Raw genomic sequence first — 22,869 nt, 5'->3', positions numbered from 1 at the left:
TAAAGCAATACACCTTTAACAAAAAGGCAGCATATTTAGGGCTGTTGATCTTTGGGATTAAATTTTGTTCAAATCAGCGGCTATTTAATCGCGGCGCGAGGTTTGTAACCTAGTAGATTAAGTAAAAACTGAGTAACAAAGAGTCAATAGCCCTTAGGAAGAACCCTTTGGGCTGCAGCTGTTTAGTATTAATGCGACGTTATCGCCAGTTTATGGGGAATAACCACACTACATAGGCTCTGCCTTACCTACATACCAAACAGACAGCTGCAAATTTAGCCTTGAAGGATTAACAGACCCTAGCTAAACCGCAGCTTTTTAAATTAATTAATAATTTGATGAGCGCTACTTTTCAGCACGCCCCATAAATTTGTTTTCAACCGTATTGATACGAATGCGATCGCCCGTTGAAATATGCTCAGGAACAGATATATTCAAACCAGTAGACATGCGTGCTGGTTTTGAACGAGCACTGGCTGAAGCGCCCTTAATAGATGGATCAGTTTCTTCTACAACAAGCTCAACGCTTGAAGGTAAATCAAGCCCTACTGGCGCTCCATCAATGACAATAACGTGCACCCCTTGGGTTTCTTCATTGATGAACAAAATTTCTTCACTAATGGCATCTTTATTCAAGTTATACGGCGTGTAGTCTTCGCTATCCATAAACACGTATTCGTCGCCATCTATGTACGACAGCATAGCCTCACGACGAATTAAGTCAGCAAGCGTTAGCATATCGCTGTCTTTAAACGTCTCATCAACCTTGCCACCGGTTACTACATCGTATAAACGCATACGGTATAAGCTTCCACCAGCACGGCCTTGAGGAACCGAGCGCACAATATCTTTTACTACTAATACACGACCATTAAACTCAATAGCTGTGCCTTTTTTTACTTCACTCGCCTTTGGCATGTGTAAATCCTATTATTTTTTTGATTGCCAGAAACATACCATGAACTGAACTTTGTTCAACAATAAAGTGAGCTAAAACGGCTTATACCTTGTATTGACTTGTAAAATCTATATTTATACTAAAATACATATAATCAATTCATTAAAAAACTGCTATGGTGTATCTACCTAGTATGACTTCAAGGAATGGATCATGGATCAAATAAAAGTACATGAGTATTTAATCAAAAAGCCGCTTGTGTTGGTTACAAAACCATTTGCTCAAGAGGTTGATGTCTATAAAGTGAATCATAAAATGTTCGCCACGCTTGCTGTTGGTAACGATGGTGAAACAAACGAAAACGGTGAAGTAATTTGGTGGCTTAATTTAAAGTGTGATCCCGATGAGGCACTTTCGTTACGCGATATTTTCCCCGCGGTTATCCCCGGCTACCACATGAATAAGCGTCTATGGAATACGGTTATTTTAGACGGTTCAATCCCCCAAGGTGAAATTGAACGCATGATTGATAATTCGTTTAATTTAGTCGTGGAAAACATGCCTGAAAAAGACCGTAACATGATAGCGCAACATTTAAATGCTGATTAAGCTTACTTATAAGCCTGTTACTTGGCCTAGTTAGGACACAAAAAAACCGCATATAAATGAAGTGACCCCCAATAGTTGGACAATCCAATTACTGGGGGTCTTTTTATGTCCAAGCACAAAAGAATATTTAAGTTAAAGCTCGCACAACTTGCTGAGCAGGAAAACTCTGAAGCATTAAGTAGAAAGTACAATATTAGCGCTCGGCTTATTCGTTATTGGTTTCAGGTCTACCTGCTTAATGGGTCAAAGAGTTTTATCCATAAACAGTTACCTTATTCAGGCGAGTTCAAAATTCATGTGCTCGAGACGATGGAAATTAATGATTGGTCTTTGGGTTATACTAGCGCCTATTTCGACTTATCATCCCCAGGTATTTTATTTCAATGGCAAAAGCTTTATGCTCACGGGGGTATAACCCGACTAAAACCACAGAAAAAAGGTAGGCCTCGCGTGACGAATCATTCTTCAACTCCTAAACCATCAGCAGACATGTCTGAAAAAGAGCTCAGGGAAGAATTGGATTATCTACGTGCAGAGAACGCAGTCTTAAAAAAGTTAGAAGCCTTGGCTCAGGCCAGAAAGAAAAAAGCAAAGACAAAACGATAGTTGTCGAAGAGCTCAAGGCAAAATACAGCTTACAACACTTATTAAAGGTCACAGGGCTTCCCAAGAGTGTGTATTATTACCATCGTAATACACTGGTTCAGCCCTGTTCCAACACTGACTTGTGCGAAAGAATACGTGATATCTATCACAAGCACAAAGGACGATACGGCTACCGTAGGGTAACTTGCACGCCAAGAGCAATGGGTTTGATGGTTAATCATAAGCGCGTGCAACGCTTGATGGGCGAACTTGGCTTGAAATCAAAAGTCAGACCTAAACGCTACACCTCTTACAAAGGTGAAGTCGGTAGGATCGCTGAAAATGTTCTCAAACGTGAATTTACGGCAAAGAAGCCCAATCAAAAATGGGTGACCGATGTCACTGAATTTAAAGTCAATGGAGAAAAGGTATACCTGTCACCGGTAATAGACCTATTTAACCAAGAAGTGGTCAGCTATGAGGTAAGGACATCTGTCACGCTACCACTAGTGACTGACATGCTTAAAGCCGCAACAGCAAAGCTGTTGAAGCATGAGAGACCACTCATCCACTCAGACCAAGGTTGGCAATATCAAAATAAACGATATCAACAACACCTGAAAAAGCATGGGCTAATCCAAAGTATGTCTCGAAAAGGAAACTGCTTAGACAATGCCGTTGCAGAAAACTTCTTCGGCATATTAAAAACTGAGATGTATCACAATGAGACGTTCAAGGACGCAAATGAACTCATTGAAAACATCAAAGAATACATCGATTATTACAACAACGAACGCATTAAGCTAAAACTAAAAGGCCTGAGTCCGATACAATATCGAAATCAGGCCTTGGTTGCCGCTTAGAAATGAGTCCAACTTATTGGGGTCACTTCATAAATGCGGTTTTTTAATACGTGTTAAACGTTATTTAGTGTCATCTTTAGCAATGTCTGATTGCTCTTCAGGCACAACGTCTGCTTCTTGCTCTGATGTTTCTAGCTTTACTACTTCAGGAACAGTTTCGTTTTGTGTTGGCTTTTCGCCATAAAACGTTTCACCTGACTCAGCCATTGATACTAACGACTCACAGGGTGCAAATATAGCGTTGCTATTAGCAAGCGTAGACATATCCGAACTTACTTTGCTCGCACCGAGTTTATCCATGTAGCTAAATGGACCACCTAGGAATGGCGGGAAGCCAATACCAAAAATAGCGCCAATATCACCATCACGTGGGCTTACAATAATGCCCTCATCTAAACAACGCGCAGCTTCATTAAGCATTTGCGCTACACAACGCTGAGCAATTTCGCTTTTGTTTAAACGTGAATTAGGCGTTACACCCAGCAACTCGTACACTGACTCGTCAACTTTTTTGCCTTTTTTCTCGTAATCATAAAAACCACGACCCGTTTTACGGCCAAGACGTTTTGAATCAATCATGCGTGAAAAGGCATCAGGTCCTTTAAAGCGCTCTCCCAATTCTTTTTCAAGGATAGGTGCGATCTTAGAGCCAATATCAATACCTACTTCGTCAAGTAATGCAAGCGGTCCTACTGGGAAACCAAACTCAACAAGGGCTGCATCAATTTTTTCAATTGGCTCACCAGCAAGCATTAAGTTAGCCGCTTCATTTAAGTAAGGTGCAAGTATGCGGTTTACGTAAAAACCTGCCATGTCTTTAACAACAATTGGCGTTTTACCCTGCTTACGCGCAAAATTAACAACACGTGCAATTGTCTCTTGAGACGTGCCTTCATGCGGAATAATTTCAACCAGTGGCATTTTTTCTACTGGAGAGAAATAATGCAAGCCAATTACATTTTCAGGACGTGTAGCATTTGCCGCAATCTGAGAAATAGGCAACGATGACGTATTACTCGCAAAAATTGTATTTTCTTGGCATTGCTGTTCTACGTCTGCGACCATACCTTGCTTAAGTGCTAAGTCTTCAAATACCGCTTCAATAACTAAATCAATGTGTTTAAAGCCACTGTAGTCAGTTGTACCGGTGATACGGTTCATTGTTAACTGCATATCTGCTTTAGACATAATGCGGCGCTTAAGGCGCTTATCAAGAATTTTGTAGGTGTAGTTCATCGCATTGCTAATGCCTTGCTCTGCGACATCTTTAATACGAACAGGCACTTTCGCTTTTACAGCACTTACATGGGCAATACCAGCGCCCATCAGCCCGCCACCTAACACGGCAGTTTTAGTCACTGCTGGGGCATCATCGTTGCGCCACTCTTTTTTCATTTCGGTGGTTGCAAAAAATAAACCACGAAGCGCTTTAGATTGCTCACTCATAACAAGCGTTGCAAACCCTTCTGCCTCGGTTTTATATGCTTTAAGCTCATCAAGCTCAACGCTCGCTCGTACTGCTTTTATAATAGCCAGTGGCGCTGGGTAATGGCCGCCCGTTTTTTTCAGTACGTTTTCTTTTGCTTTTTTAAAGATAAAGTTACGACCAAATGGGTTTGACTCTAATAGCTTGCTTACTTTATCGAGCTTTGGCTCTTTAGCTTGAGGCTTTTTCTTAGCAGCAAACTCTTTTGCTACTTTTAAAAGTACGCTTTGCGGTACGCAATCATCTAAAACACCCGCTTTTTTAGCCTGCTTAGGACGAATTTGCTTACCAGTTAGCATCCATTCAAGTGCCTTTTGAATACCCACAATTTTAGTTAAACGCTGCGTACCACCGCCACCAGGTAATAAACCTAGTTGAACCTCAGGTAAGCCAATTTTAGTTAAATCGCTATCTGTACCAACACGGTAATCACACGCTAATGCAAACTCTAAACCACCACCAAGCGCAGCGCCATGAATGGCACTTACTGTAGTGTATGGTAGTTTTTTCATATCAAAAAAAGCTTGATGACACAGCTCGCTAATAGCAAGTGCATCCTCACGTTTTTCTACGCTATCAAGCATTTTTACGTCAGCGCCCGCAATAAAGTTATCGCTTTTACCGCTGATAAAAACCATGCCTTTAACAGCATGTTCTTGTGCTTGCGTAAGTAAGGCTTTTAAATCGTCTGCAAACGAGTCACGCAGGGTATTCATTTTTTCACCCGGCACGTCAATCGTTACAACGGCAATTTTATTTTCGTCTACCGCTAAATTAAATACTGAATCTGTCATTACGCGCTCTCCAATACAAAGGCTGCACCTAAACCACCAGCAGCACATGCTGTTGTTAATGCTAAACCGCCACCACGACGTTTAAGCTCGTTTAAGCTTTGTGTAATTAAGCGAGCACCTGTTGCTGCAAATGGGTGACCATATGCAAGCGAGCCGCCATTCACGTTAAACTTATCCATGTTAATTTCGCCAATTGCTTTGCTTCGACCTAGCTTTTCTTGCGCAAACTTGTCTGAAGCAAACATCTTCATGTTCGCAAGGGCTTGCGATGCAAATGCCTCATGCATTTCAATTAAATCTAAATCAGCAAGAGTAATACCAGCTCTGTCTAATGCGATAGGTGTTGAATGCGCAGGACCCATCAACATATCTTGCTCCACACCAATGGCAGAAAACGCAAAGCTACGTACGTAACCTAAAATTTCGTAACCAAGCGCGCGTGCTTTACTTTCGTTCATCATCAATACCGCAGCGGCACCATCTGTAAGTGGTGTTGCATTTGCGGCTGTAACCGAACCATGTTGACGGTCAAACACAGGCTTAAGCTTTGCGTAACCTTCAACTGTCGAATTTTTACGGATATTGTTGTCTTCTTCAATAAAGCTTTTGTATGGCGGTAAATGTGCCGTCATTACTTCATCTTTCAACTTGCCATCTGCCCATGCTTGGGTAGCAAGTGAATGTGAACGATGTGCTAATGCATCTTGGTCTTCACGGCTAATATTATGTGTTTTAGCCATTTGCTCAGCAGTTTGACCCATTGAAAGGCCTGTTGAGTACTCTGCAACTGCAGGCGGTACTGGCATTAAATCTTTTAAGCGCAGCTTTGAAAAAATTTGTAAGCGTTGCCCTAAAGTACGCGCTTTGTTTAAATCAACTAAGCTACCTGCCAATTTTTTACTTACGCCAATAGGTAATACAGACGACGAATCGGCACCACCGGCAATACCTACACTCACAGAGCCCGCCATAATAGACTCAGCTACGTTAGCAATTGCCTGAAAGCTGGTAGCACATGCACGTGACACAGAATAAGCATCAACACCAACTGGCATGCCTGTACCAAGTACAATTTCACGCGCAATATTTGGCGCTTCTGGCATTTGTACTACTTGACCAAATACAAGTTGATCGATTTCTGACTTGTCGAAATTTAATCGCTCAAGCATTTCGTTAACCACTAATTTACCCATATCAAGTGCTGGTACGTGGTGGAATGCTGTTGCTTGTTTTGCAAACGGTGTACGAAGGCCACTTACAATGGCAATACGATCACCCTTTGGTGTTTTTAGTATGTTTTGCTCAGACATTTATGCTCTCCCGCTGACAGGTCTGACCTGTTTGTTTTCCTCGATTCTAAACAACCCGTGTGCTAAAGCCAATAGATAAACTGAAATTTATACAAAGTAGTCATGTTTACATATCACACAATAGGCTTTTTTAAACGCATTTACAAAGATTTGTGGTACGCTAAAAACCGTTAAAAAATAACGAACTATTTTAAAAAATACAGTCTAACTCTTGAGTTACCCTATTATAAACCTTATAAATAGGTCAGTATTTGCAACCTAACCCATTTAGGTACTAACCCAGCTGACGAGGACAGTCCACTTATTATGGCAGCTAACGCATTTTCACAATTAAAAACGTACTTAGATACACAAATCATTGGCCAGCCAGAGCTTACTCAAGCACTACTTATTGCTATTTTAGCTGACGGCCACTTATTAGTTGAAGGCCCACCAGGGCTTGCAAAGACACGCGCTGTAAATGCGCTTGCAAAAGGGATTGAAGGTTCGTTTCAACGTGTCCAGTTTACACCCGATTTATTACCGGCCGATGTAACTGGCACCGATATTTACCGCCAACAAACAAGCGAGTTTGTGTTTGAGAAAGGCCCTTTATTTCATAACCTTATTTTGGCTGATGAAATAAACCGTGCCCCAGCAAAAGTACAATCAGCATTACTAGAGGCCATGGCTGAGCGCCAAGTAACGGTAGGAAAAAACACCTACCCACTTAGCGACTTATTTTTAGTAATGGCCACTCAAAATCCGCTAGAGCAAGAAGGTACTTACCCGCTGCCAGAAGCACAGCTTGACCGCTTTTTACTGCATTTAAGTATTGGTTACCCGGGCGCCGAGCACGAGCTAGACATTTTACGCCTAACGCGCGGTGAAGCATTAAAAGAGCAACAAGCTGTTTTACAAAAAATTAGCCAAAGCGATTTATTTGCTGCCCGCCAAGCAATTTTAGGTTTGTACTTAGCCGAGCCTCTTGAGCAGTATTTGGTTCAACTTATTATTGCTACGCGAGAAGGCGCGCAACTAGATGAACAACTAGGCCGCTGGATTGAATTTGGCGCCAGCCCTCGTGCCACTATCGCGCTCGATAAATGTGCACGTGCTCATGCATGGTTACAGGGCCGCGACTTTGTAGCCCCTGACGACATACAAGCGGTTGTTCATAATGTACTACGCCATCGCATTATTTTGAGCTACGAAGCCCAAGCCGATGGTATTACAAAAGACCAAGTAATTAGCCGAATTGTAGAACTGGTAGCTGTACCTTAATTTATGCATAAACAATTAGACCCTCAGGCATGGCTGAAACAAAGCCATAGCCACGGTGTTAATTTAGCACTAAAAGAGCTGATGTATTACAAAGCCAAAGCGCAACTGCTTGAGCTTGCTCCTAAGGTTAAAATTAAAAATACTTTAGCAGGGCAATATCTTGCACCGCATAAAGGCCGTGGTATGGAATTTGCCGAAGTTCGCCATTACCAGCAAGGTGACGACATTCGTTCAATTGACTGGCGAGTTACAGCGCGTACAGGCGAAACCCATACAAAACTTTTTCAAGAAGAAAAAGAACGTCCTGTTTTTGTATTTACCGATTTTTCAAACTCGATGTTATTTGGCTCAAAGCTCCTGCTTAAGTCAGTGCAAGCTGCGCACATTAGTGCTTTAGTTGCATGGTTTGCCTGCCAGCGTGGCGACAGAATTGGCGGCATTGTATTTAATCAGCACGCTCATTTAGAGCTCAAACCCAGCGCGCGAGAAAAAGCCGTATTAAAACTTTGTCACAATTTATGTGCTAACCACCAGCAAGCCCTTGGGGGAATTGAGACAAAAGCCCACAATAACTTTAGTGATAACCTAAAGCGCCTTAATCATTTGGCAAAGCCAGGTAGCTTAGTGTATTTGGTATCAGATTTTAGTTCTCTTGACGATGCAAGCTTCAAACAGCTTGAAATACTTAGCCGTCATTGTGAGCTTATTGGCTGTCATATTAGCGACCCATTTGAACATCAATTACCGGCTTATAAAAATACTGTAAGCGTTAGTACAAATGGCCAAGATATTGCTTTGCCACTAATGGATAATGCCTTTAGAGCGCGCTTTGCTAAAAATGCAGAAGATACATTCAATAAGCGCCTTACTCGCTTAACTAAATCGGGTCTTAATTTAATATCGTTCAATGCAGCCGAACCACTTGAACTGCAGCTTGTGAGAAAATAAACCATGCAAACCAATCCACTCGATGGCCTGCACGATGTAATAGCACCTAACCAAGTTGATTGGTGGCCACTGGCCCCTGCTTGGTGGGTTATTATTGCTCTACTTTGCATTGCACTTTTAACCGGTGTGTATGCAATTTATAAAGCGTACCAATTTAAAAAAGCAAAACGTTATGCCGTATCATTAAGTCAACAAGAGCAATACCCTCAGCATTTACATATTATTTTAAAACGCCTAGTTGTTGAATATTACGGTAAGCACCTTGCCACACAACCTACAAAGCAGTGGTGTGAAACGCTTAATACACTTAGTGGACTCACGTTTACTGAGCAAGAAATTTTAAGCTTATACAGTAGCGAAAATAACAATGTCGATTTAAGTGAAAAATTTCGACAAGCAATCAAAAACTTTAAAGTAAAGGAGCCGCTATATGTTTGAATTTAGTTGGCCATGGCTTTTTTTGCTCCTTCCGTTACCTTTACTGCTTTTATTACTAAAGCCAGCAGCAAGTAGTAACAATACTCGCTTACGAATCCCGGGGTTTGCTCAGCATAGCTTGAGTAATCAAAGTATTGAACCTCGATCACGTCGTTTATCGTTATTTGAATGGTTACTTTGGTTATTACTTGTCAGCGCAGCTGCTAACCCCACGTGGTTAGACGAGCCTATTTTGTTGCCAAATGAAGGCCGAGATATCATGCTTGCGGTGGATTTATCTGGCTCGATGACCGAACAGGATATGGCCTACAATGGTCAATATGTTGACCGCTTAACAATGGTAAAAGCAGTACTTAGCGACTTTATAGAACAACGCACTGGCGACAGACTTGGACTTATTTTGTTTGGCGATACGGCGTTTTTACAAACACCTTTAACGCGCGATTTAAAAACGGTAACTAAAATGCTTAACGAAGCACAAATAGGTTTAGTTGGACGCGCGACAGCTATTGGCGACGCACTTGGCTTATCAGTGAAACGTTTTGCTAGTAAAGACGACAGTAACCGAATCGTTGTGCTATTAACAGACGGTCAAAATACCGCGGGTAACTTAAACCCTGACGACGCATTATTACTCGCCCGCGAAGAGGGCATTAAAGTCTATACCATAGGTGTCGGCTCTGATAACCCACGTGGTTTTAGCCTATTTAATATGGGTGGCTCAGGCGGAAGTAATTTAGATGAGCGCCTACTAAAAAATATAGCTGACGATACCGGCGGCCTTTACTTTAGAGCTAAGGATGTAGCGGGCCTCAAACAGATTTACGCAGAGCTTGATAAGCTAGAGCCCATTAGTGCGGACGAAAAAACCTTTCGCCCACAAAGCTCATTATTTTATTACCCACTACTTATTGCCATTTTACTAATTAGCTTAAACGTGATGCTAAGTACATTGCGCGCATTAAAGGAGCCAAACTAATGGATTTTGAATTTATTCGCCCTGCCATTTTATGGCTGCTTATACCTGCAATTGGCCTATTTTTTGTAGCGTTAATTAAGCACAAAAAAACCACAGACGTGCAATTAATTGCACCGCACTTAGCCCAATTTGTCATCAGTGATACCAACACAAAAGCCAGCCAACCACTTTGGCTGATAGCTGTATTTTGCAGTTTAGGGGTTTTATTCAGTGCAGGCCCAAGCTTTGAAAAAAAACAGGTACCCGTTTTTCAAAGCAAAAGTGCTCGTGTCATCGTTATGGATATGTCTTATTCAATGTACAGCACCGACATTTTACCAAACAGGTTAACGCAAGCTCGTTTTAAATCCCTTGATATGATTGAGCTTTTTAAAGAAGGTGACACCGCGCTAGTTGCTTATGCTGGCACTGCGTATACCATATCGCCACTAACCAATGATGCCACAACACTCAGCAATTTAATTCCAAGCTTAAGCCCCGACATAATGCCCGACAAGGGCTCTAATGTTTTAGCTGGCCTAGATATGGCAAAAGAGTTATTAAATCAGGCAGGTTATATTGATGGCGATATTATTTTAATAACCGATGGTATAGAACAAGAAGAACAAAGCGATGTAACAAGCTTTATAAATAACACAACATTTAGACTCAACATTTATGGTGTAGGGTCAGAGCAAGGTGCGCCTATAAAGTTACCTGAAGGTGGTTTTTTAAAAGACCGGTACGGTCAAATTGTGGTCCCGACTATAAATATTTCACAACTAAAAAGCTTAGCAACGCGCAGTGGCGGGAAATTTGCGCGCTATCAACCAAGTAATAGCGACATAAATACGTTTTCGCCAATGGCTAATAGTGAGTTATTAAAAGATGAAACACAAAGCCAAGCACTGTGGCGTATCGACGCCGGTATTTACGGGCTTTTGCTCTTGTTACCATTTGGTTTGTATTTATTCAGGCGCTCTGCCTTCTTAGGCGCGGTTTTGTTGCTTACCTTTTTACCTCAGCAAAACGCGTATGCATTGGAGCTCCCTACACTATTAAAAAATACAGACCAACGGGCTCTCACCGCCTATAAAAATGAAGAATACGACAAAGCCGCTAACGCGAAGTCAAACCAATTAAAAGGCGCAGCGCTCTACAAGCAAGGCAATTATAACGCCGCTTTAGATGCATTTAGCCAAGACAAGTCAGCCACAGGTTACTATAACTATGGCAATGCACTTGCCAAAGCGGGCAAACTTGAAGAGGCCATAAACGCTTATAAGCATGCTCAAACGCTGCAAAGTGATTTTAGTCAAGCCGCAGATAACCAAGCCTTAGTTGAGCAGCTGTTGAATCAACAAGAACAGCAAAACCAGCAAGAACAAAGTGGTGATGAATCTCAAAATCAAGAAAACCAGCAACAAAGTGATCAAAACCAACAACCCAATAACGAACAATCTGGGCAAGAGCAACAAAATAATGAGCAAAACGACTCGGCAAAAGGTGAAAACCAAAGCCAGAGCGATGCGAGCGAAAAATCAGAGCAAGAGTCTGAACCCTCTGAAGATCAGCAAGGGCAAACCGGTGAGCAATCAGAGGAGCAAAATAAACCTGATATGCAAGCACAATCACAAAGCGAACAAAGCGAAAATAAAAACGCTGAACAGCCTGACCAGCAACAGCCCCAATCGCAAGCAATGAGTGAGCAACCCGTTAGCGACGAGCAAAAACAAAAAGCGCAACAACAGGCAATGCAAGCACAAGCCAGTGAGCTTACAAATGAAGAAAAAGAAAAAGCCCAGCAGCTTAATCAATTACTCAGAAAAGTACCGGACGACCCGGCAATTTTACTACGGAATAAAATGCAACTCGAAGCCCAAAAAAGACAATATCAACGCCGCCCTACAGGAGTAGAAAAATCATGGTAATGCGATTATTTTGCTGTTTATTGCTACTATGCGCGATCCCTTCGTTCGCAGCGACAAAACTTCAAGCGAGCGTAGATAAAAACCCTGTTTTGGCGGGGGAGTTTTTTATGCTCAATATATCAGTAGACGATAACGTGAAAGGTGAACAACCCGATACGTCTGTACTGCTGAAAGATTTTGTAGTCGGCCCAACAAGTTTAAGTACGCGAACTAACATCATAAACGGTAGCATTAATAAACAAACTACGTGGAGCGTTAAATTAATGACCCGCACCGAGGGGCAGTACACTATCCCCTCATTTACGGTAAGTGGATTAAGCTCGCAGCCAATTGATTTAACCGTGACAAAACGTGCTGCAAACGCTGACAATAATAACGACATTTTTGTAAAAACATCACTTTCTAGCAATTCACTCTATGTGCAAGAAGCAGGCGTTTACACACTAAAACTATACTTAGCTAAAGAGTTACTTGATGGTAGTTTAAGTACACCGAGCATGGAAGATGCACTGCTAACACAACTAGGTAAACAGACAGAAAGTTACGAATTAGTTGATGGTAAACGCTACCTGGTTATTACTCGGGAGTATTTAATTCAACCCCAAAAAAGTGGTCCTTATACTATTGCTGCCCCCGTATTTCAGGGCCGAGTGCAACAAAATTATCGCCAGTTGGAAGTATCTGCAATTGGCGAAGACCAACAGATAGAAATTAAACCCATACCCAGTGATTACAACGGTGCATGGCTGCCTAGTGAGCTGGTGAACCTTGGTGAAGAATGGCAACCAAGTGATGACACCATTGAAGTAGGTACACCTATAACTCGTACAATTACACTTACAGCGCTTGGCGTCACCAAAGAGCAACTCCCAGATATAGAAATGCCAACAATAAATGGGATCCGTAGCTACCCTGATCAAAAAGAGAACAACAACGCAGTAAGAAATGGGCGTGTTGTTTCGCAACAAACCGCATCGTATGCATTATTGCCACAAACACCGGGCACTTACACCTTACCTGAAATTAAATTACCCTGGTTTAATACTAAAATTAACCGTATTAGTTTCGCCACGCTCCCAGCGCGCACAATTACTGTAACGCCAAGCAGCACCGTTGTTAATACCCCTGTAAATACAGAGCAAAGTATTGATAATATACCCGTTGATGAAACTAAAGCTGACGCTGATACCTCAATCCAAATGCAAACTGCTCACAGCTACACGCCACTATGGCTTATTGCTGTTGCTGTACTGGGTTATATTTTATGGATTGGCACTGTAATTTTTTATTGGTTTACAAGTTCTAATATAAATACCATTGAAAAAGTGAAGCCTTTACCTACTCCACGCAGCCAGCCAAGTTTAAAAAAGCTGTTAAACATACAAAAAGCAGGTGATGTTAAGGCCTTTTACAATGAGCTAAATAATTACGCAGTACAAATAACCAAACAGGATACCGGCGCTATTGATGAGTTATGCCGACGGATTAATAACTCACAGTTGAGTACTGAGGTAATTCAATTACAAGCGCAATTGTATGGAAATAAAGCTACAAACAGTGACCTTGGTGCTATTATAAAAATACTTGAGAGTGAGCAAGCTCAAGCATCAAATTCGCAACAAACTGTATTAAAAGACCTTTATAGCTAAAATAAAGTTACGTATGAGTCTTTTTTCATTAAATAAAAATATAGTAGTAAAAAAGTGCTTATGCTGGGAAATAAAAAATCAAATAATCAGGTCTTAATCGATATGGCAGAGAAACAAAAACGTTATGAAGCCTTAGTTCACGTTTATAATAAAGAGCTTTACCGCTTTGCATACTGGTTGTGCCGTGATCCGCACATAGCTGATGATTTAGTACAAGAGACATTTTTGCGCGCTTGGCGCTCACTTGATTCTTTACTCGATCAAAAAGCAGCAAAACCGTGGTTACTGACTATTTTACGCAGAGAAAACGCACGACGATTTGAACGTAAACAGTTTGATTACAGTGATGTAGAAAACGATACGCTAGTTGATGAAACCAGCCATTCGCTTGATGATGAAATGGAGCAAACCGTTATTCAACGACAAATTGGATTGCTATCTGACGAATACAGAGAGCCACTATTATTACAGGTCGTAATGGGGTGCACCGGCGAGGAAATTGCCGACATACTCGATTTAAATAAAAACACGGTAATGACGCGTTTATACCGTGCTAGAAACCAACTTAAAGAGGCTTTAAGCCGTGATGATGAACAACTTAAAGGGGCATCAAAATAATGGATGAACTTGAGTTTCGTCGCCGCACTATTGCGCAACCAAACGATATAGATAATGAACTTATGGAGTTTGCCCAGAGCAACCCTGAGCGACAAAGTTTTATTACCGAAATGAAAGAATTTGATAAACACCTTCAAGATGCACTCGACATACCTGTGCCTGATAACTTAGCTGATCGTATTATTTTAAATACATCGTTAAAAGAAAAAGCCTTACAAGAAGAGCAAGCTGCTGGCACCAACGTTGTTGACGCTAAATCGCGTTTTAAGTTTGACCGTGTGCACCTTGCCTTAGCGGCATCATTCATGGTCGCAGTGAGTGCGTTCTTTTTCAGCTCAGAGCAGCATATTGGCCACGAAGCGGGCGAGCATGCACTTGCGCATGTGTACTACGAAATAAATGCCCTTGATAAAAAATCCCCTATCAGCCTTCAAAGTGTTAATGACAAACTGGCCGTACTTGGAGGTCACATAGATGAGCTTCCTGGCGATATAACTTACGCTATGTTTTGTGATTTTAAAGGGGAAAGAGGCTTACATTTAATTTTTGAATCGGACTTTGGTCCAATGACGGTATTTATTGTACCTTCTGAAAATAAATCGTTTGGTTTGGGAAATGATCATTTCCAAGATGAGCGCTTTGAAGGCCAAATCAATCGCGGGTCGCAGGCCGATACCATTTTGGTTGCCAGTGTGGGTGCACCACTAGATACCTATAACGAGCGAGTAACCAACGCAATTCGCTGGCTCTAAGCCATAGTAAATAAAAAACCGCTTAGTACATACTAAGCGGTTTTTTTAAATCTAATTTTAATTAGTTAAAAAACGATTGATTTACCTCTTCCTGAATTTTCAGACGCAGCATCTAATTCCCCATCTTTATTAATAATCACATGCATGTCACCAAAGTGGCGCTCGTCAATTGTGTAACCCATTTTTTGAAGCTCTACTTTTACCGCATCATTTAACCCTTCGTGAACACGTATAACGTTTTTAGGCCACAGCTGATGATGAAAGCGAAGCACGTTAACCACCTGCTCTGCACTCATATTAAACTCTATTGCATTTAAAATTGACTGGTAAACCGAGCTAATAATCGTTGTACCACCCGGTGAGCCTGTTACCATTTTTACCGTGTTATCCTGTAATAAAATGGTCGGAGTCATAGAGCTAAGCATACGTTTATGTGGCTGTATTTCATTAGCTTTACCACCTAACGCACCAAACGCATTCATAACACCCGGTTTTGCGCTAAAGTCGTCCATTTCATCATTTAAAATAAACCCGGCGCCTTCAACTACAACCCCACTACCAAACCCTAAGTTTATAGTTGTGGTATTTGCTACGGCATTCCCCATTTTATCAACAATAGAAAAATGTGTGGTTTGTTCGCTTTCTTTCAGTCCAGGCTTTATTTTTTCGGTTGTTGAAATCGCTGTTAATGAGATATCAGCCATGCGCTTTTTTAAATATAATTCATTGAGTAATGCGTTTACTGGTACATCAAAAAAGTCAGGATCACCTAAGTACTCTGCTCGGTCTGCAAACACGCGTTTACCTATTTCAGAAAGCAAATGCACGTAAGACGACGAATTATGAGCCACTTCGTTATTTAGTTTTTGCAGTTCATACATTTTTAGCCATTGTAAAATTGCAATACCGCCTGAACTGGGTGGCGGCGAAGTAAGCACTTCATACCCGTTCCAACTTGCTTTTAATGGTGTGCGCGACTTAGCCGTATAATTTTTTAAATCAGCTTTGGTAATAATACCGCCATGCTTACGCATAAATTTTTCGATAATATTGGCTGTTTCGCCTTCATAAAACCCAGCTTGTCCATCATCGCGAATTCGCTTTAATGTTTTTGCCAGCTCAGGTTGTGTAAATTTTTCATTGGCTTTTAAACCAGCAAAATATTTCTCAAAGTTAACATCTATTTTTTGCTCGTTTAAATAGCTTATGTAATTACTAACCCCTTGCGCCAATTTTGGTGGCACAATAAAACCTTGCTCTGCTAAAGTAACGGCAGGTTGTACTAATTTTTTCCATTCTACCGTACCGTGTTTTTTATGAGCTAACCACATACCCGCAACACTGCCAGGTACACCACTTGCGTGTATGCCATAAATAGACCTATTAGGTATTACATTGCCTTGTTCGTCTAAGTACATGTCTCGGTGTGCATCGCTTGGAGCCGTTTCTCGGTAATCTATAAAATCACTTTTGCCATCTTTTTGGATCAGCATAAATCCGCCGCCACCAATGTTACCCGCTTCAGGCAGGGTTACAGCCAATACAAACTGTGCTGCTATAGCTGCGTCTACGGCATTTCCGCCCAGCTCTAATATATTTTTAGCCGTATCAGCACTGTACGAGTCAGGCATAGCAACAGCACTTTGCGCAACTTGCTTGGCTGCTACATGAAATGCACTGAATTGAAACACAAGTACACTCGTTATCACTAGCTTGGTTGGCGAAAAAAATAAGCCCATATAACGTCCTTAAATTATTGTTTTAGTTGTTGGAAGTTTCACTTAAAAGTTAAGTTAAAAATAATAAGCAGTATAACCTTCCCATATTTATGCACAGCATTTATGGCTAGGTCAATCCTTGTGGGTGCAGATTTTAGTCTTACTTTAGGCGCTTAGAATATAAAACAGCAGGTAAGTCACCCTGCTCATCAGTATGCGTGTAAGATTTGACAAACGTTAGTTCAAGCTTTTTCATTACTTTTATAGAGCTTATATTATCTGCTAACGCACTGGCACTAATATAATTAACATCGGGCTGTTTAGTGAGCTCTGCGCATAATGCTCTCGCGGCTTCAGTCGCATACCCTTGTCCCCAGCTTATTTGTTTAAAGCGCCAACCAATTTCAATATCACTAAAGTTTGGTTGTTCACTAAAAAAATCCATAGGTCTTAAAAGGACCCAACCAATAAATGTATTGGTGTCTTTAGTTGTCACAGACCAAAGCCCCCAACCCTTTTTAGCATTGCGGTATGCAAGCATACGCGGTATCCCCTCTTCTCTAATTTGTTTTTTAGTTGTAGGCACACCACGCGTTAAAAATTGCATTACTGCAGGGTCTTGATCAAGCTCATATAGTTGTTGCCAATCATGCTCGTTCATTAATTTAAACTTTAACCGCTCTGTTACGGGAACGTTCATTTTCATTACTCTATAATTATCTGGAATTAACTATTAATCTCTTGAGGAGATAGCATATGAACAAATTAGCAGGTTTAGCATTATTAGGCACTTTAATTACTTTAACCGGTTGTGAAGACGCTAAAGAAGTAAAAGAAGAAACAAAAGAAAAAAGCGCTCAAATGCAAGAAAAACTAGGTGATGCCTGGAATGAAGTAAAAGAAACAACACACGAACTTAAAAATGAAGAGTCGTTAAACGAGTTACTTCAACAAAGCAAAGCCATGGGCTTAGACATGTACGACGATGGTAAGGAAATTGCTATCGATGCATGGATAAAAAGTAAAGAAGCCGCAGGTGAATTAACAGAAAAAACCAAGCAAAAAGCCCAAGAAATTGCTGACGAAATTGAGCAAGCTCGCGAAGAACACAGTAAGGGGGAATAACTCTCTTTATAATAAAAAGGTAAGCCATTGTGGCTTACCTTTTTTTAACCGTAAAAAACAAATGTGGGTAATTAAGCTTTGTATTTACTCATTACCAAAGTGGCGTTTGTACCACCAAAGCCAAAGCTGTTAGACATCACTGTATTTAGCTCTACATCTTTGCGTTCAGTAACAATATCTAAACCTTCAGCTTGCTCGTCTAATTCATCAACATTAATAGACGGTGCTACAAAACCATGCTCAAGCATTAACAAAGAGAAAATGGCTTCATGCACACCGGCAGCTCCTAAAGCATGACCCGTCATTGCTTTAGTCGCACTGATCATGGGCGAGTTACCACCAAATACGTCTTGAATTGCACCAAGCTCTTTAACATCACCCACAGGTGTTGATGTGCCATGCGTGTTAAGATAATCAATGCTGTCTACATTTTGCATTGCTTGACGCATACAACGTGCAGCACCCTCACCCGATGGAGCAACCATATCGTACCCATCAGATGTAGCACCATACCCTACTATTTCAGCGTAAATATGTGCACCGCGTGCTAATGCATGCTCTAGCTCTTCTACGACTACAATGCCACCACCGCCAGAAATAACAAAACCATCACGGTTAGCATCATATGTGCGCGATGCTTTTTCTGGTGTTTCGTTGTATTTAGTAGAGAGTGCACCCATTGCGTCAAATTCCATAGCAAGCGTCCAGTGAAGTTCTTCACCGCCACCAGCAAACACAACGTCTTGCTTGCCAAGTTGAATTTGTTCAACCGCATTACCAATACAATGCGCCGACGTAGCACATGCAGAACTAATTGAATAATTAACCCCTTTTATTTTAAAAGGAGTCGCTAAACATGCTGAAGTTGTACTGGCCATAGTGCGAGGCACCATGTAAGGGCCTACACGCTTTACGCCTTTTTCACGCAAAATATCGGCGGCCTCTACTTGCCATTTAGATGAACCACCACCAGAGCCAACTATAATACCCGTGCGCTCGTTTGACACTTGCTCTTCTGATAACCCTGAGTCTTCAATTGCTTGAGTCATCGAAATGTAAGAGTACGCAGCAGCATCACCCATAAAGCGCATTGCTTTGCGGTCAACATGGTCTTTAACGTTTATATCAATTTTACCTGATACGTTGCTACGCAAGTTGTAGTCAGCAAACTCTTGGTTGAAAGCGATACCACTTTTACCTGTTTTTAATGACTCTAAAACTTCTTCTTTGTTGTTACCAATGCTTGATACAACACCGATACCGGTAATTACGGCTCTTCTCATGGGTGATTCCCTTAGCTTAATACTTAATTGCGTTTTATTTTACGCGAATTTAATCACTTAAGTGGTCAGCTTTCTAGCGTACACTTGTACTCTGAACTGCTAGCTTATAAATAACGCCAGACTATTACAAAGAAAACCCGTAAAATAATGAAAAATATATTTTGTAAATTTAAAAATTATGATTAAAAACGCACATATACACTTTAACGATTTAGGTACACCATTTGCTGATGACTTTGGTGATATTTATTTTTCGAATGACGACGGTCTTGCCGAATCGCATTATGTGTTTTATGAGCAAAATAATATAGAAACTCGATTACAAACTCATGACCAACCCCACTTTGTAATAGCAGAGACAGGATTTGGTACTGGGTTAAATTTTTTAAATACATGGCAACACTTTAACGATCATATTGCACGTCAACAATCACAAAATCAATTAGATAAAGGTGTAAAGCGCCTTCACTTTATTTCGTTTGAAAAATACCCATTAAAAGTTAACGATTTAAGCAAAGCGCTTCAAGCGTGGCCTACATTACAAAAATTAAGTGAAAAACTCGTCAACAATTACCCTATTAATTTACAAGGGTGTCACCGACTTGAGTTTGACAACGGACGTGTTGTCCTCGACTTACATTTTGGCGATGCACTCGCGTCTATTAATACAATGAGCTACCCACATACAGGGATTGTAGATGCCTGGTATTTAGATGGGTTTGCCCCAAGCAAAAACCCTGAAATGTGGCAGCAAAGCTTATTTAATAGCATGGCTGACATTTCAAAAGCAAAGGCAACTCTAGCTACGTTTACAGCAGCAGGTTTTGTTCGCCGTGGTTTAATAGAAGCCGGGTTTGATACAATTAAAACCAAAGGCTTTGGCAAAAAAAGAGACATGCTAATTGGCCAAATACCACATGCAAACACGGCTCAATCAGCCCCCCCTTACTTTAATCAAGACGATAGTAAACTTAATAACGTCGCTATTATTGGCGGCGGTATAGCCAGTAGTTGTATTTTATACAGCCTTGCTAAACGCGGTATAAACGCTGAATTATTCTGTAAAGACCCGCAGCCAGCCATGGGCGCATCACATAATGTGCAAGGCGCGGTGTACCCTCATTTACAAGCTAAAGATTCACCCCATAGTGAACTTTTTGCGCATAGTTTTTTATATGCAAAGCGCTTTTACCAGCAACTGTTAAATGATGGATTTAGCTTTGATCATCAATGGTGTGGTGTTTTGCAACATGCAGTAAAAAAGCCCCTTGCTGATAAACACAAAAACCTTGCTCAAAAGCAACTTTGGCCAAAGCAACTTATGCAAAACGTAACCGCAGAGCAAGGCGATGAAATAGCCGGCGTTCAAACTGGGTACCCCGGTGTTTATTTTGAACAAGGTGGCTGGGTTAATCCACCACAACTCGTTAATGCAATGCTAGGCGCAGCCAATAAGCTAATGCCCCACAACAGCCACTTTAATTGCAATATAGTAAACATAGAAAAAACAGCAAACGGCTGGGTTTTAACAAGCAATAATCAACAGTTTGGCCCATTTAGCGATGTTATTATTTGCGCTGGTGAGCACAGCGACACATTTGAGCAAACAAAATTACTTCCTATTGTAGGCGTGCGCGGGCAAGTATCGCATGTTCAAGCAAGTCCTGAATCTCGAAAGCTTAAAACGGTACTTTGCCATAAAGGCTACTTTACACCAGCTTATTTAGACCATCATTGCATGGGCGCTACATTTGATAAAAACAGTAAAAGCCGCCATGTTTCAGATGAGGATAACCACACTAACCGTGCTCAACTCATAAACTTTTACGATCATAGCGACTTTGCTACAACGTTAGGAAAAGTAAGCTCTGCAAAAGCAGCAGTAAGATGCACATTCATCGACCACTTGCCAATGGCTGGGCAATGGTGTGAACAAAGCGATTATACAAATGCATTTGCAAACCTGAGGTTGGGTAAGCGTTATCAATATTTGCCTCTCAATCACCCTCAACAAGGGCTACATATTTTTACGGGCTTTGGAGCTCGTGCCTTGTGCAGCGCACCACTGTGTGCTGAACATTTTATTAGCTGCTTAGCAAACGAGCCGCGCCCACTCAGCGAGCGAGTAAGCCAAGCTATACACCCCGCTCGCTTTATTGTAAGAGATTTAATTCGTAATAAAATATAAATGACAAAGCCCACTATTTGGGTAAACTGTTCTCAATAAAAGGAACTTAAAGAGTCACAATGAAAAAATTAATTATACTATCGCTGTTATTGTTTACCTCGTTTAAAACACTTGCCATAAATGTTATTGATATTGCAGTGCCAGATGAGTTTGTAACAACTATGGAAGTAACAGATGAATACCCACTTGTTAAAACTGGGTATTTAACGCAGTCTATTTCCTCCATTACAGACTTTTATCAGCAACAATTAGGTGACCCATTGAAGATAACCGGCAGTGAAAACTACCGCACCCTTTATTACAATTACCAAAATCGTAAAGTACGTATTAGCTTATACCACCGTAACTATGTGACCGAAGTGAGTATAATGATTGAAAAAATATTATAAAAAAACACAAATATAACTACTCATTTTCATACTCAGTTAAGGTGCTCTTTTTAAATTAAATATTTTTTAAAATTAATACGTTAATGTCTCTTTTTGCCCTTTAAAAACAATTTTCAAGCCCAAGGTCTATTTGTAAGCAAATACATTTACTAACAAGTGAAAGGAGTTAATTATGAGTAAGACCTTAATTATTGGCGCTAGTGGTCAAATTGGTAAAATGACAACGGAGTTATTACTTAAGAACGAACAAAATGTTACCGCCCTTGTTCGTGATAAAACTAAGCTAAGTGATTTAGAAAGCCCGTTTTTAAATATTGTAGAGCAAGATTTAGAAGGTGATTTTAGTGAGGCTGTTAAAGGTTGTGATCAAGTAATTTTTGCGGCCGGTTCTGGTGGAAGCACCGGCGACGACAAAACACTATTAATTGATCTATGGGCTGCAGCAAAAGCGGCTAATTACGCAAAAAACAATAACGTTAAGCACTTTATTATGGTCAGCTCAATAGGTGCAGATAACCCTGACGCAATAGAAAGTGATTTAAAACCATACTTAGTTGCTAAGCACATGGCCGATGAACACCTTGCCACTAGTGATTTAAATTACACCATTATTCGCCCTGGCACGCTCACCGATGAAAGCGCATCAATGAAAGTGACAACACAGCGCCCTGATGACCAAGATAAGGCTAAAATTAGTCGTGAAAATGTAGCCAATGCGCTGCTGCATATCGCAACCAATTCGTTTGAAAAGAACCGTATTTTTGAACTTTTTGACGGAGATACTGCCATTAAATCTGCGGTTAAATAGCCAAAGTGCTCCATTAACAAAAGCGTTAATGGGGCAACACTTTCAACTATTAGCAAGTTAACTAAACAGCTGACACTCAAAACAAGCTGCTAATATTTAATTCAAAAAGAACAAATCATTTAGATACGCCACAACAGCCATAAGGCTACCCCAAACAATTTACCCTCTAACCACGTCAACAACTGCAAACCAAAGCATTGCCTATAAGAGTTAATAAATTAGCAATAGAACCCCTTCACGATAAGCCCCTAGTGAG

General features: G+C 40.9%; 21 protein-coding genes. 15 read left to right on the top strand and 6 right to left on the bottom strand.

The genetic code is table 11. The features are described from left to right. Nucleotides 1-345: 345 nt before the first annotated feature. Complete coding sequence (gene yeiP / locus R0J88_RS12630; RefSeq protein ID WP_006793345.1) at nucleotides 346-918, bottom strand: elongation factor P-like protein YeiP; 573 nt, start codon at nucleotides 916-918, stop codon at nucleotides 346-348. 193 nt (nucleotides 919-1,111) lie between these two features. On the opposite strand from yeiP, the gene R0J88_RS12625 reads away from it, so the two are divergent. The 3 genes from R0J88_RS12625 (at nucleotide 1,112) to R0J88_RS12615 (ending at nucleotide 2,955) form a co-directional block, all read left to right on the top strand. Continuing rightward, the gene (locus tag R0J88_RS12625) at nucleotides 1,112-1,507 is read left to right on the top strand and encodes an MmcQ/YjbR family DNA-binding protein (RefSeq protein ID WP_006793344.1); all 396 of its coding nucleotides are present in this window, start codon (nucleotides 1,112-1,114) and stop codon (nucleotides 1,505-1,507) included. Nucleotides 1,508-1,612: 105 nt separating this feature from the next. Then, nucleotides 1,613-2,113 carry a transposase gene (locus R0J88_RS12620; RefSeq protein WP_058429285.1) on the top strand — a complete coding sequence of 167 codons (501 nt, stop codon included), beginning with the start codon at nucleotides 1,613-1,615 and terminating at the stop codon, nucleotides 2,111-2,113. Further along, nucleotides 2,023-2,955: an IS3 family transposase gene (locus R0J88_RS12615; RefSeq protein ID WP_410900121.1), complete on the top strand. Its 933-nt coding sequence runs from the start codon at nucleotides 2,023-2,025 to the stop codon at nucleotides 2,953-2,955. The genes R0J88_RS12620 and R0J88_RS12615 overlap by 91 nt, the downstream gene beginning before the upstream one ends. Nucleotides 2,956-3,015: 60 nt before the next feature. Here the strand turns inward: R0J88_RS12615 and fadJ are convergent, their stop codons facing one another. Then, entirely contained in the window at nucleotides 3,016-5,235 is a 2,220-nt protein-coding gene (gene fadJ / locus R0J88_RS12610) for a fatty acid oxidation complex subunit alpha FadJ (RefSeq protein WP_410900090.1), read from the bottom strand. After that, nucleotides 5,235-6,545 (bottom strand): acetyl-CoA C-acyltransferase FadI, encoded by a 1,311-nt coding sequence (gene fadI / locus R0J88_RS12605; RefSeq protein WP_006793342.1) that lies wholly within the window; start codon nucleotides 6,543-6,545, stop codon nucleotides 5,235-5,237. Before fadI ends, fadJ begins: the two co-directional genes overlap by 1 nt. 306 nt (nucleotides 6,546-6,851) lie before the next feature. Here fadI and R0J88_RS12600 point away from each other — a divergent pair, with 306 nt between their 5' ends. Genes R0J88_RS12600 through R0J88_RS12565 form a run of 8 tightly spaced genes read left to right on the top strand, consistent with a single transcriptional unit; the run spans nucleotide 6,852 to nucleotide 15,102 of the window. Next, complete coding sequence (locus tag R0J88_RS12600; protein WP_058428589.1) at nucleotides 6,852-7,808, top strand: AAA family ATPase; 957 nt, start codon at nucleotides 6,852-6,854, stop codon at nucleotides 7,806-7,808. Between the two features lie 3 nt (nucleotides 7,809-7,811). Further along, nucleotides 7,812-8,756, top strand: a complete 945-nt coding sequence (locus R0J88_RS12595; RefSeq protein WP_410900089.1) for a DUF58 domain-containing protein — start codon at nucleotides 7,812-7,814, stop codon at nucleotides 8,754-8,756. Between the two features lie 3 nt (nucleotides 8,757-8,759). Further along, nucleotides 8,760-9,194 carry a DUF4381 domain-containing protein gene (locus R0J88_RS12590; RefSeq protein ID WP_276756457.1) on the top strand — a complete coding sequence of 145 codons (435 nt, stop codon included), beginning with the start codon at nucleotides 8,760-8,762 and terminating at the stop codon, nucleotides 9,192-9,194. Continuing rightward, on the top strand, nucleotides 9,187-10,173 hold the full coding sequence (locus tag R0J88_RS12585; RefSeq protein WP_039036625.1) for a vWA domain-containing protein: 987 nt from the start codon (nucleotides 9,187-9,189) through the stop codon (nucleotides 10,171-10,173). Before R0J88_RS12590 ends, R0J88_RS12585 begins: the two co-directional genes overlap by 8 nt. Continuing rightward, nucleotides 10,173-12,083 (top strand): VWA domain-containing protein, encoded by a 1,911-nt coding sequence (locus tag R0J88_RS12580; RefSeq protein WP_410900088.1) that lies wholly within the window; start codon nucleotides 10,173-10,175, stop codon nucleotides 12,081-12,083. Before R0J88_RS12585 ends, R0J88_RS12580 begins: the two co-directional genes overlap by 1 nt. Further along, nucleotides 12,077-13,732, top strand: coding sequence for a BatD family protein (locus R0J88_RS12575; protein ID WP_410900087.1), 1,656 nt, complete (start codon nucleotides 12,077-12,079; stop codon nucleotides 13,730-13,732). Before R0J88_RS12580 ends, R0J88_RS12575 begins: the two co-directional genes overlap by 7 nt. A 60-nt stretch (nucleotides 13,733-13,792) precedes the next feature. Continuing rightward, complete coding sequence (locus tag R0J88_RS12570; protein ID WP_021032391.1) at nucleotides 13,793-14,350, top strand: sigma-70 family RNA polymerase sigma factor; 558 nt, start codon at nucleotides 13,793-13,795, stop codon at nucleotides 14,348-14,350. After that, the gene (locus R0J88_RS12565; protein ID WP_375277079.1) at nucleotides 14,350-15,102 is read left to right on the top strand and encodes a DUF3379 family protein; all 753 of its coding nucleotides are present in this window, start codon (nucleotides 14,350-14,352) and stop codon (nucleotides 15,100-15,102) included. Before R0J88_RS12570 ends, R0J88_RS12565 begins: the two co-directional genes overlap by 1 nt. 65 nt (nucleotides 15,103-15,167) lie before the next feature. Here the strand turns inward: R0J88_RS12565 and ggt are convergent, their stop codons facing one another. Next, nucleotides 15,168-16,841, bottom strand: coding sequence for a gamma-glutamyltransferase (ggt, locus tag R0J88_RS12560; protein WP_410900086.1), 1,674 nt, complete (start codon nucleotides 16,839-16,841; stop codon nucleotides 15,168-15,170). A gap of 139 nt (nucleotides 16,842-16,980) precedes the next feature. Then, entirely contained in the window at nucleotides 16,981-17,526 is a 546-nt protein-coding gene (locus R0J88_RS12555) for a GNAT family N-acetyltransferase (RefSeq protein WP_033024947.1), read from the bottom strand. A gap of 50 nt (nucleotides 17,527-17,576) precedes the next feature. Here R0J88_RS12555 and R0J88_RS12550 point away from each other — a divergent pair, with 50 nt between their 5' ends. After that, nucleotides 17,577-17,945, top strand: a complete 369-nt coding sequence (locus tag R0J88_RS12550) for a hypothetical protein (RefSeq protein ID WP_410900085.1) — start codon at nucleotides 17,577-17,579, stop codon at nucleotides 17,943-17,945. A 71-nt stretch (nucleotides 17,946-18,016) separates the two neighbouring features. Here R0J88_RS12550 and fabB read toward each other — a convergent pair whose 3' ends face one another. Further along, the gene (gene fabB / locus R0J88_RS12545) at nucleotides 18,017-19,228 is read right to left on the bottom strand and encodes a beta-ketoacyl-ACP synthase I (RefSeq protein ID WP_008126923.1); all 1,212 of its coding nucleotides are present in this window, start codon (nucleotides 19,226-19,228) and stop codon (nucleotides 18,017-18,019) included. Between the two features lie 178 nt (nucleotides 19,229-19,406). On the opposite strand from fabB, the gene mnmC reads away from it, so the two are divergent. From mnmC to R0J88_RS12530, 3 genes are all read left to right on the top strand, one after another. Next, nucleotides 19,407-21,416 (top strand): bifunctional tRNA (5-methylaminomethyl-2-thiouridine)(34)-methyltransferase MnmD/FAD-dependent 5-carboxymethylaminomethyl-2-thiouridine(34) oxidoreductase MnmC, encoded by a 2,010-nt coding sequence (gene mnmC / locus R0J88_RS12540; protein ID WP_410900084.1) that lies wholly within the window; start codon nucleotides 19,407-19,409, stop codon nucleotides 21,414-21,416. Between the two features lie 59 nt (nucleotides 21,417-21,475). Then, nucleotides 21,476-21,805, top strand: a complete 330-nt coding sequence (locus R0J88_RS12535; RefSeq protein WP_006793328.1) for a hypothetical protein — start codon at nucleotides 21,476-21,478, stop codon at nucleotides 21,803-21,805. A gap of 172 nt (nucleotides 21,806-21,977) precedes the next feature. Further along, the gene (locus tag R0J88_RS12530) at nucleotides 21,978-22,613 is read left to right on the top strand and encodes an NAD(P)-binding oxidoreductase (protein ID WP_410900083.1); all 636 of its coding nucleotides are present in this window, start codon (nucleotides 21,978-21,980) and stop codon (nucleotides 22,611-22,613) included. Nucleotides 22,614-22,869 lie beyond the last annotated feature (256 nt).

This window comes from Pseudoalteromonas sp. SIMBA_162 (genome assembly GCF_046535955.1).
GTDB lineage: Bacteria > Pseudomonadota > Gammaproteobacteria > Enterobacterales > Alteromonadaceae > Pseudoalteromonas > Pseudoalteromonas marina.
This window is presented reverse-complemented; position numbering and strand designations above follow the sequence as displayed.

Coding starts and splice junctions, on each gene's coding strand:
- R0J88_RS12535 (WP_006793328.1), top strand. CDS start 21,476: ATGAAAAAATTAATTATACTATCGCTGTTATTGTTTACCTCGTTTAAA.
- R0J88_RS12575 (WP_410900087.1), top strand. CDS start 12,077: ATGGTAATGCGATTATTTTGCTGTTTATTGCTACTATGCGCGATCCCT.
- mnmC (WP_410900084.1), top strand. CDS start 19,407: ATGATTAAAAACGCACATATACACTTTAACGATTTAGGTACACCATTT.
- fadJ (WP_410900090.1), bottom strand. CDS start 5,235: ATGACAGATTCAGTATTTAATTTAGCGGTAGACGAAAATAAAATTGCC.
- R0J88_RS12585 (WP_039036625.1), top strand. CDS start 9,187: ATGTTTGAATTTAGTTGGCCATGGCTTTTTTTGCTCCTTCCGTTACCT.
- R0J88_RS12580 (WP_410900088.1), top strand. CDS start 10,173: ATGGATTTTGAATTTATTCGCCCTGCCATTTTATGGCTGCTTATACCT.
- R0J88_RS12550 (WP_410900085.1), top strand. CDS start 17,577: ATGAACAAATTAGCAGGTTTAGCATTATTAGGCACTTTAATTACTTTA.
- R0J88_RS12565 (WP_375277079.1), top strand. CDS start 14,350: ATGGATGAACTTGAGTTTCGTCGCCGCACTATTGCGCAACCAAACGAT.
- R0J88_RS12620 (WP_058429285.1), top strand. CDS start 1,613: ATGTCCAAGCACAAAAGAATATTTAAGTTAAAGCTCGCACAACTTGCT.
- R0J88_RS12590 (WP_276756457.1), top strand. CDS start 8,760: ATGCAAACCAATCCACTCGATGGCCTGCACGATGTAATAGCACCTAAC.
- fabB (WP_008126923.1), bottom strand. CDS start 19,228: ATGAGAAGAGCCGTAATTACCGGTATCGGTGTTGTATCAAGCATTGGT.
- R0J88_RS12530 (WP_410900083.1), top strand. CDS start 21,978: ATGAGTAAGACCTTAATTATTGGCGCTAGTGGTCAAATTGGTAAAATG.
- R0J88_RS12625 (WP_006793344.1), top strand. CDS start 1,112: ATGGATCAAATAAAAGTACATGAGTATTTAATCAAAAAGCCGCTTGTG.
- fadI (WP_006793342.1), bottom strand. CDS start 6,545: ATGTCTGAGCAAAACATACTAAAAACACCAAAGGGTGATCGTATTGCC.
- ggt (WP_410900086.1), bottom strand. CDS start 16,841: ATGGGCTTATTTTTTTCGCCAACCAAGCTAGTGATAACGAGTGTACTT.
- R0J88_RS12555 (WP_033024947.1), bottom strand. CDS start 17,526: ATGAAAATGAACGTTCCCGTAACAGAGCGGTTAAAGTTTAAATTAATG.
- yeiP (WP_006793345.1), bottom strand. CDS start 918: ATGCCAAAGGCGAGTGAAGTAAAAAAAGGCACAGCTATTGAGTTTAAT.
- R0J88_RS12570 (WP_021032391.1), top strand. CDS start 13,793: ATGCTGGGAAATAAAAAATCAAATAATCAGGTCTTAATCGATATGGCA.
- R0J88_RS12595 (WP_410900089.1), top strand. CDS start 7,812: ATGCATAAACAATTAGACCCTCAGGCATGGCTGAAACAAAGCCATAGC.
- R0J88_RS12600 (WP_058428589.1), top strand. CDS start 6,852: ATGGCAGCTAACGCATTTTCACAATTAAAAACGTACTTAGATACACAA.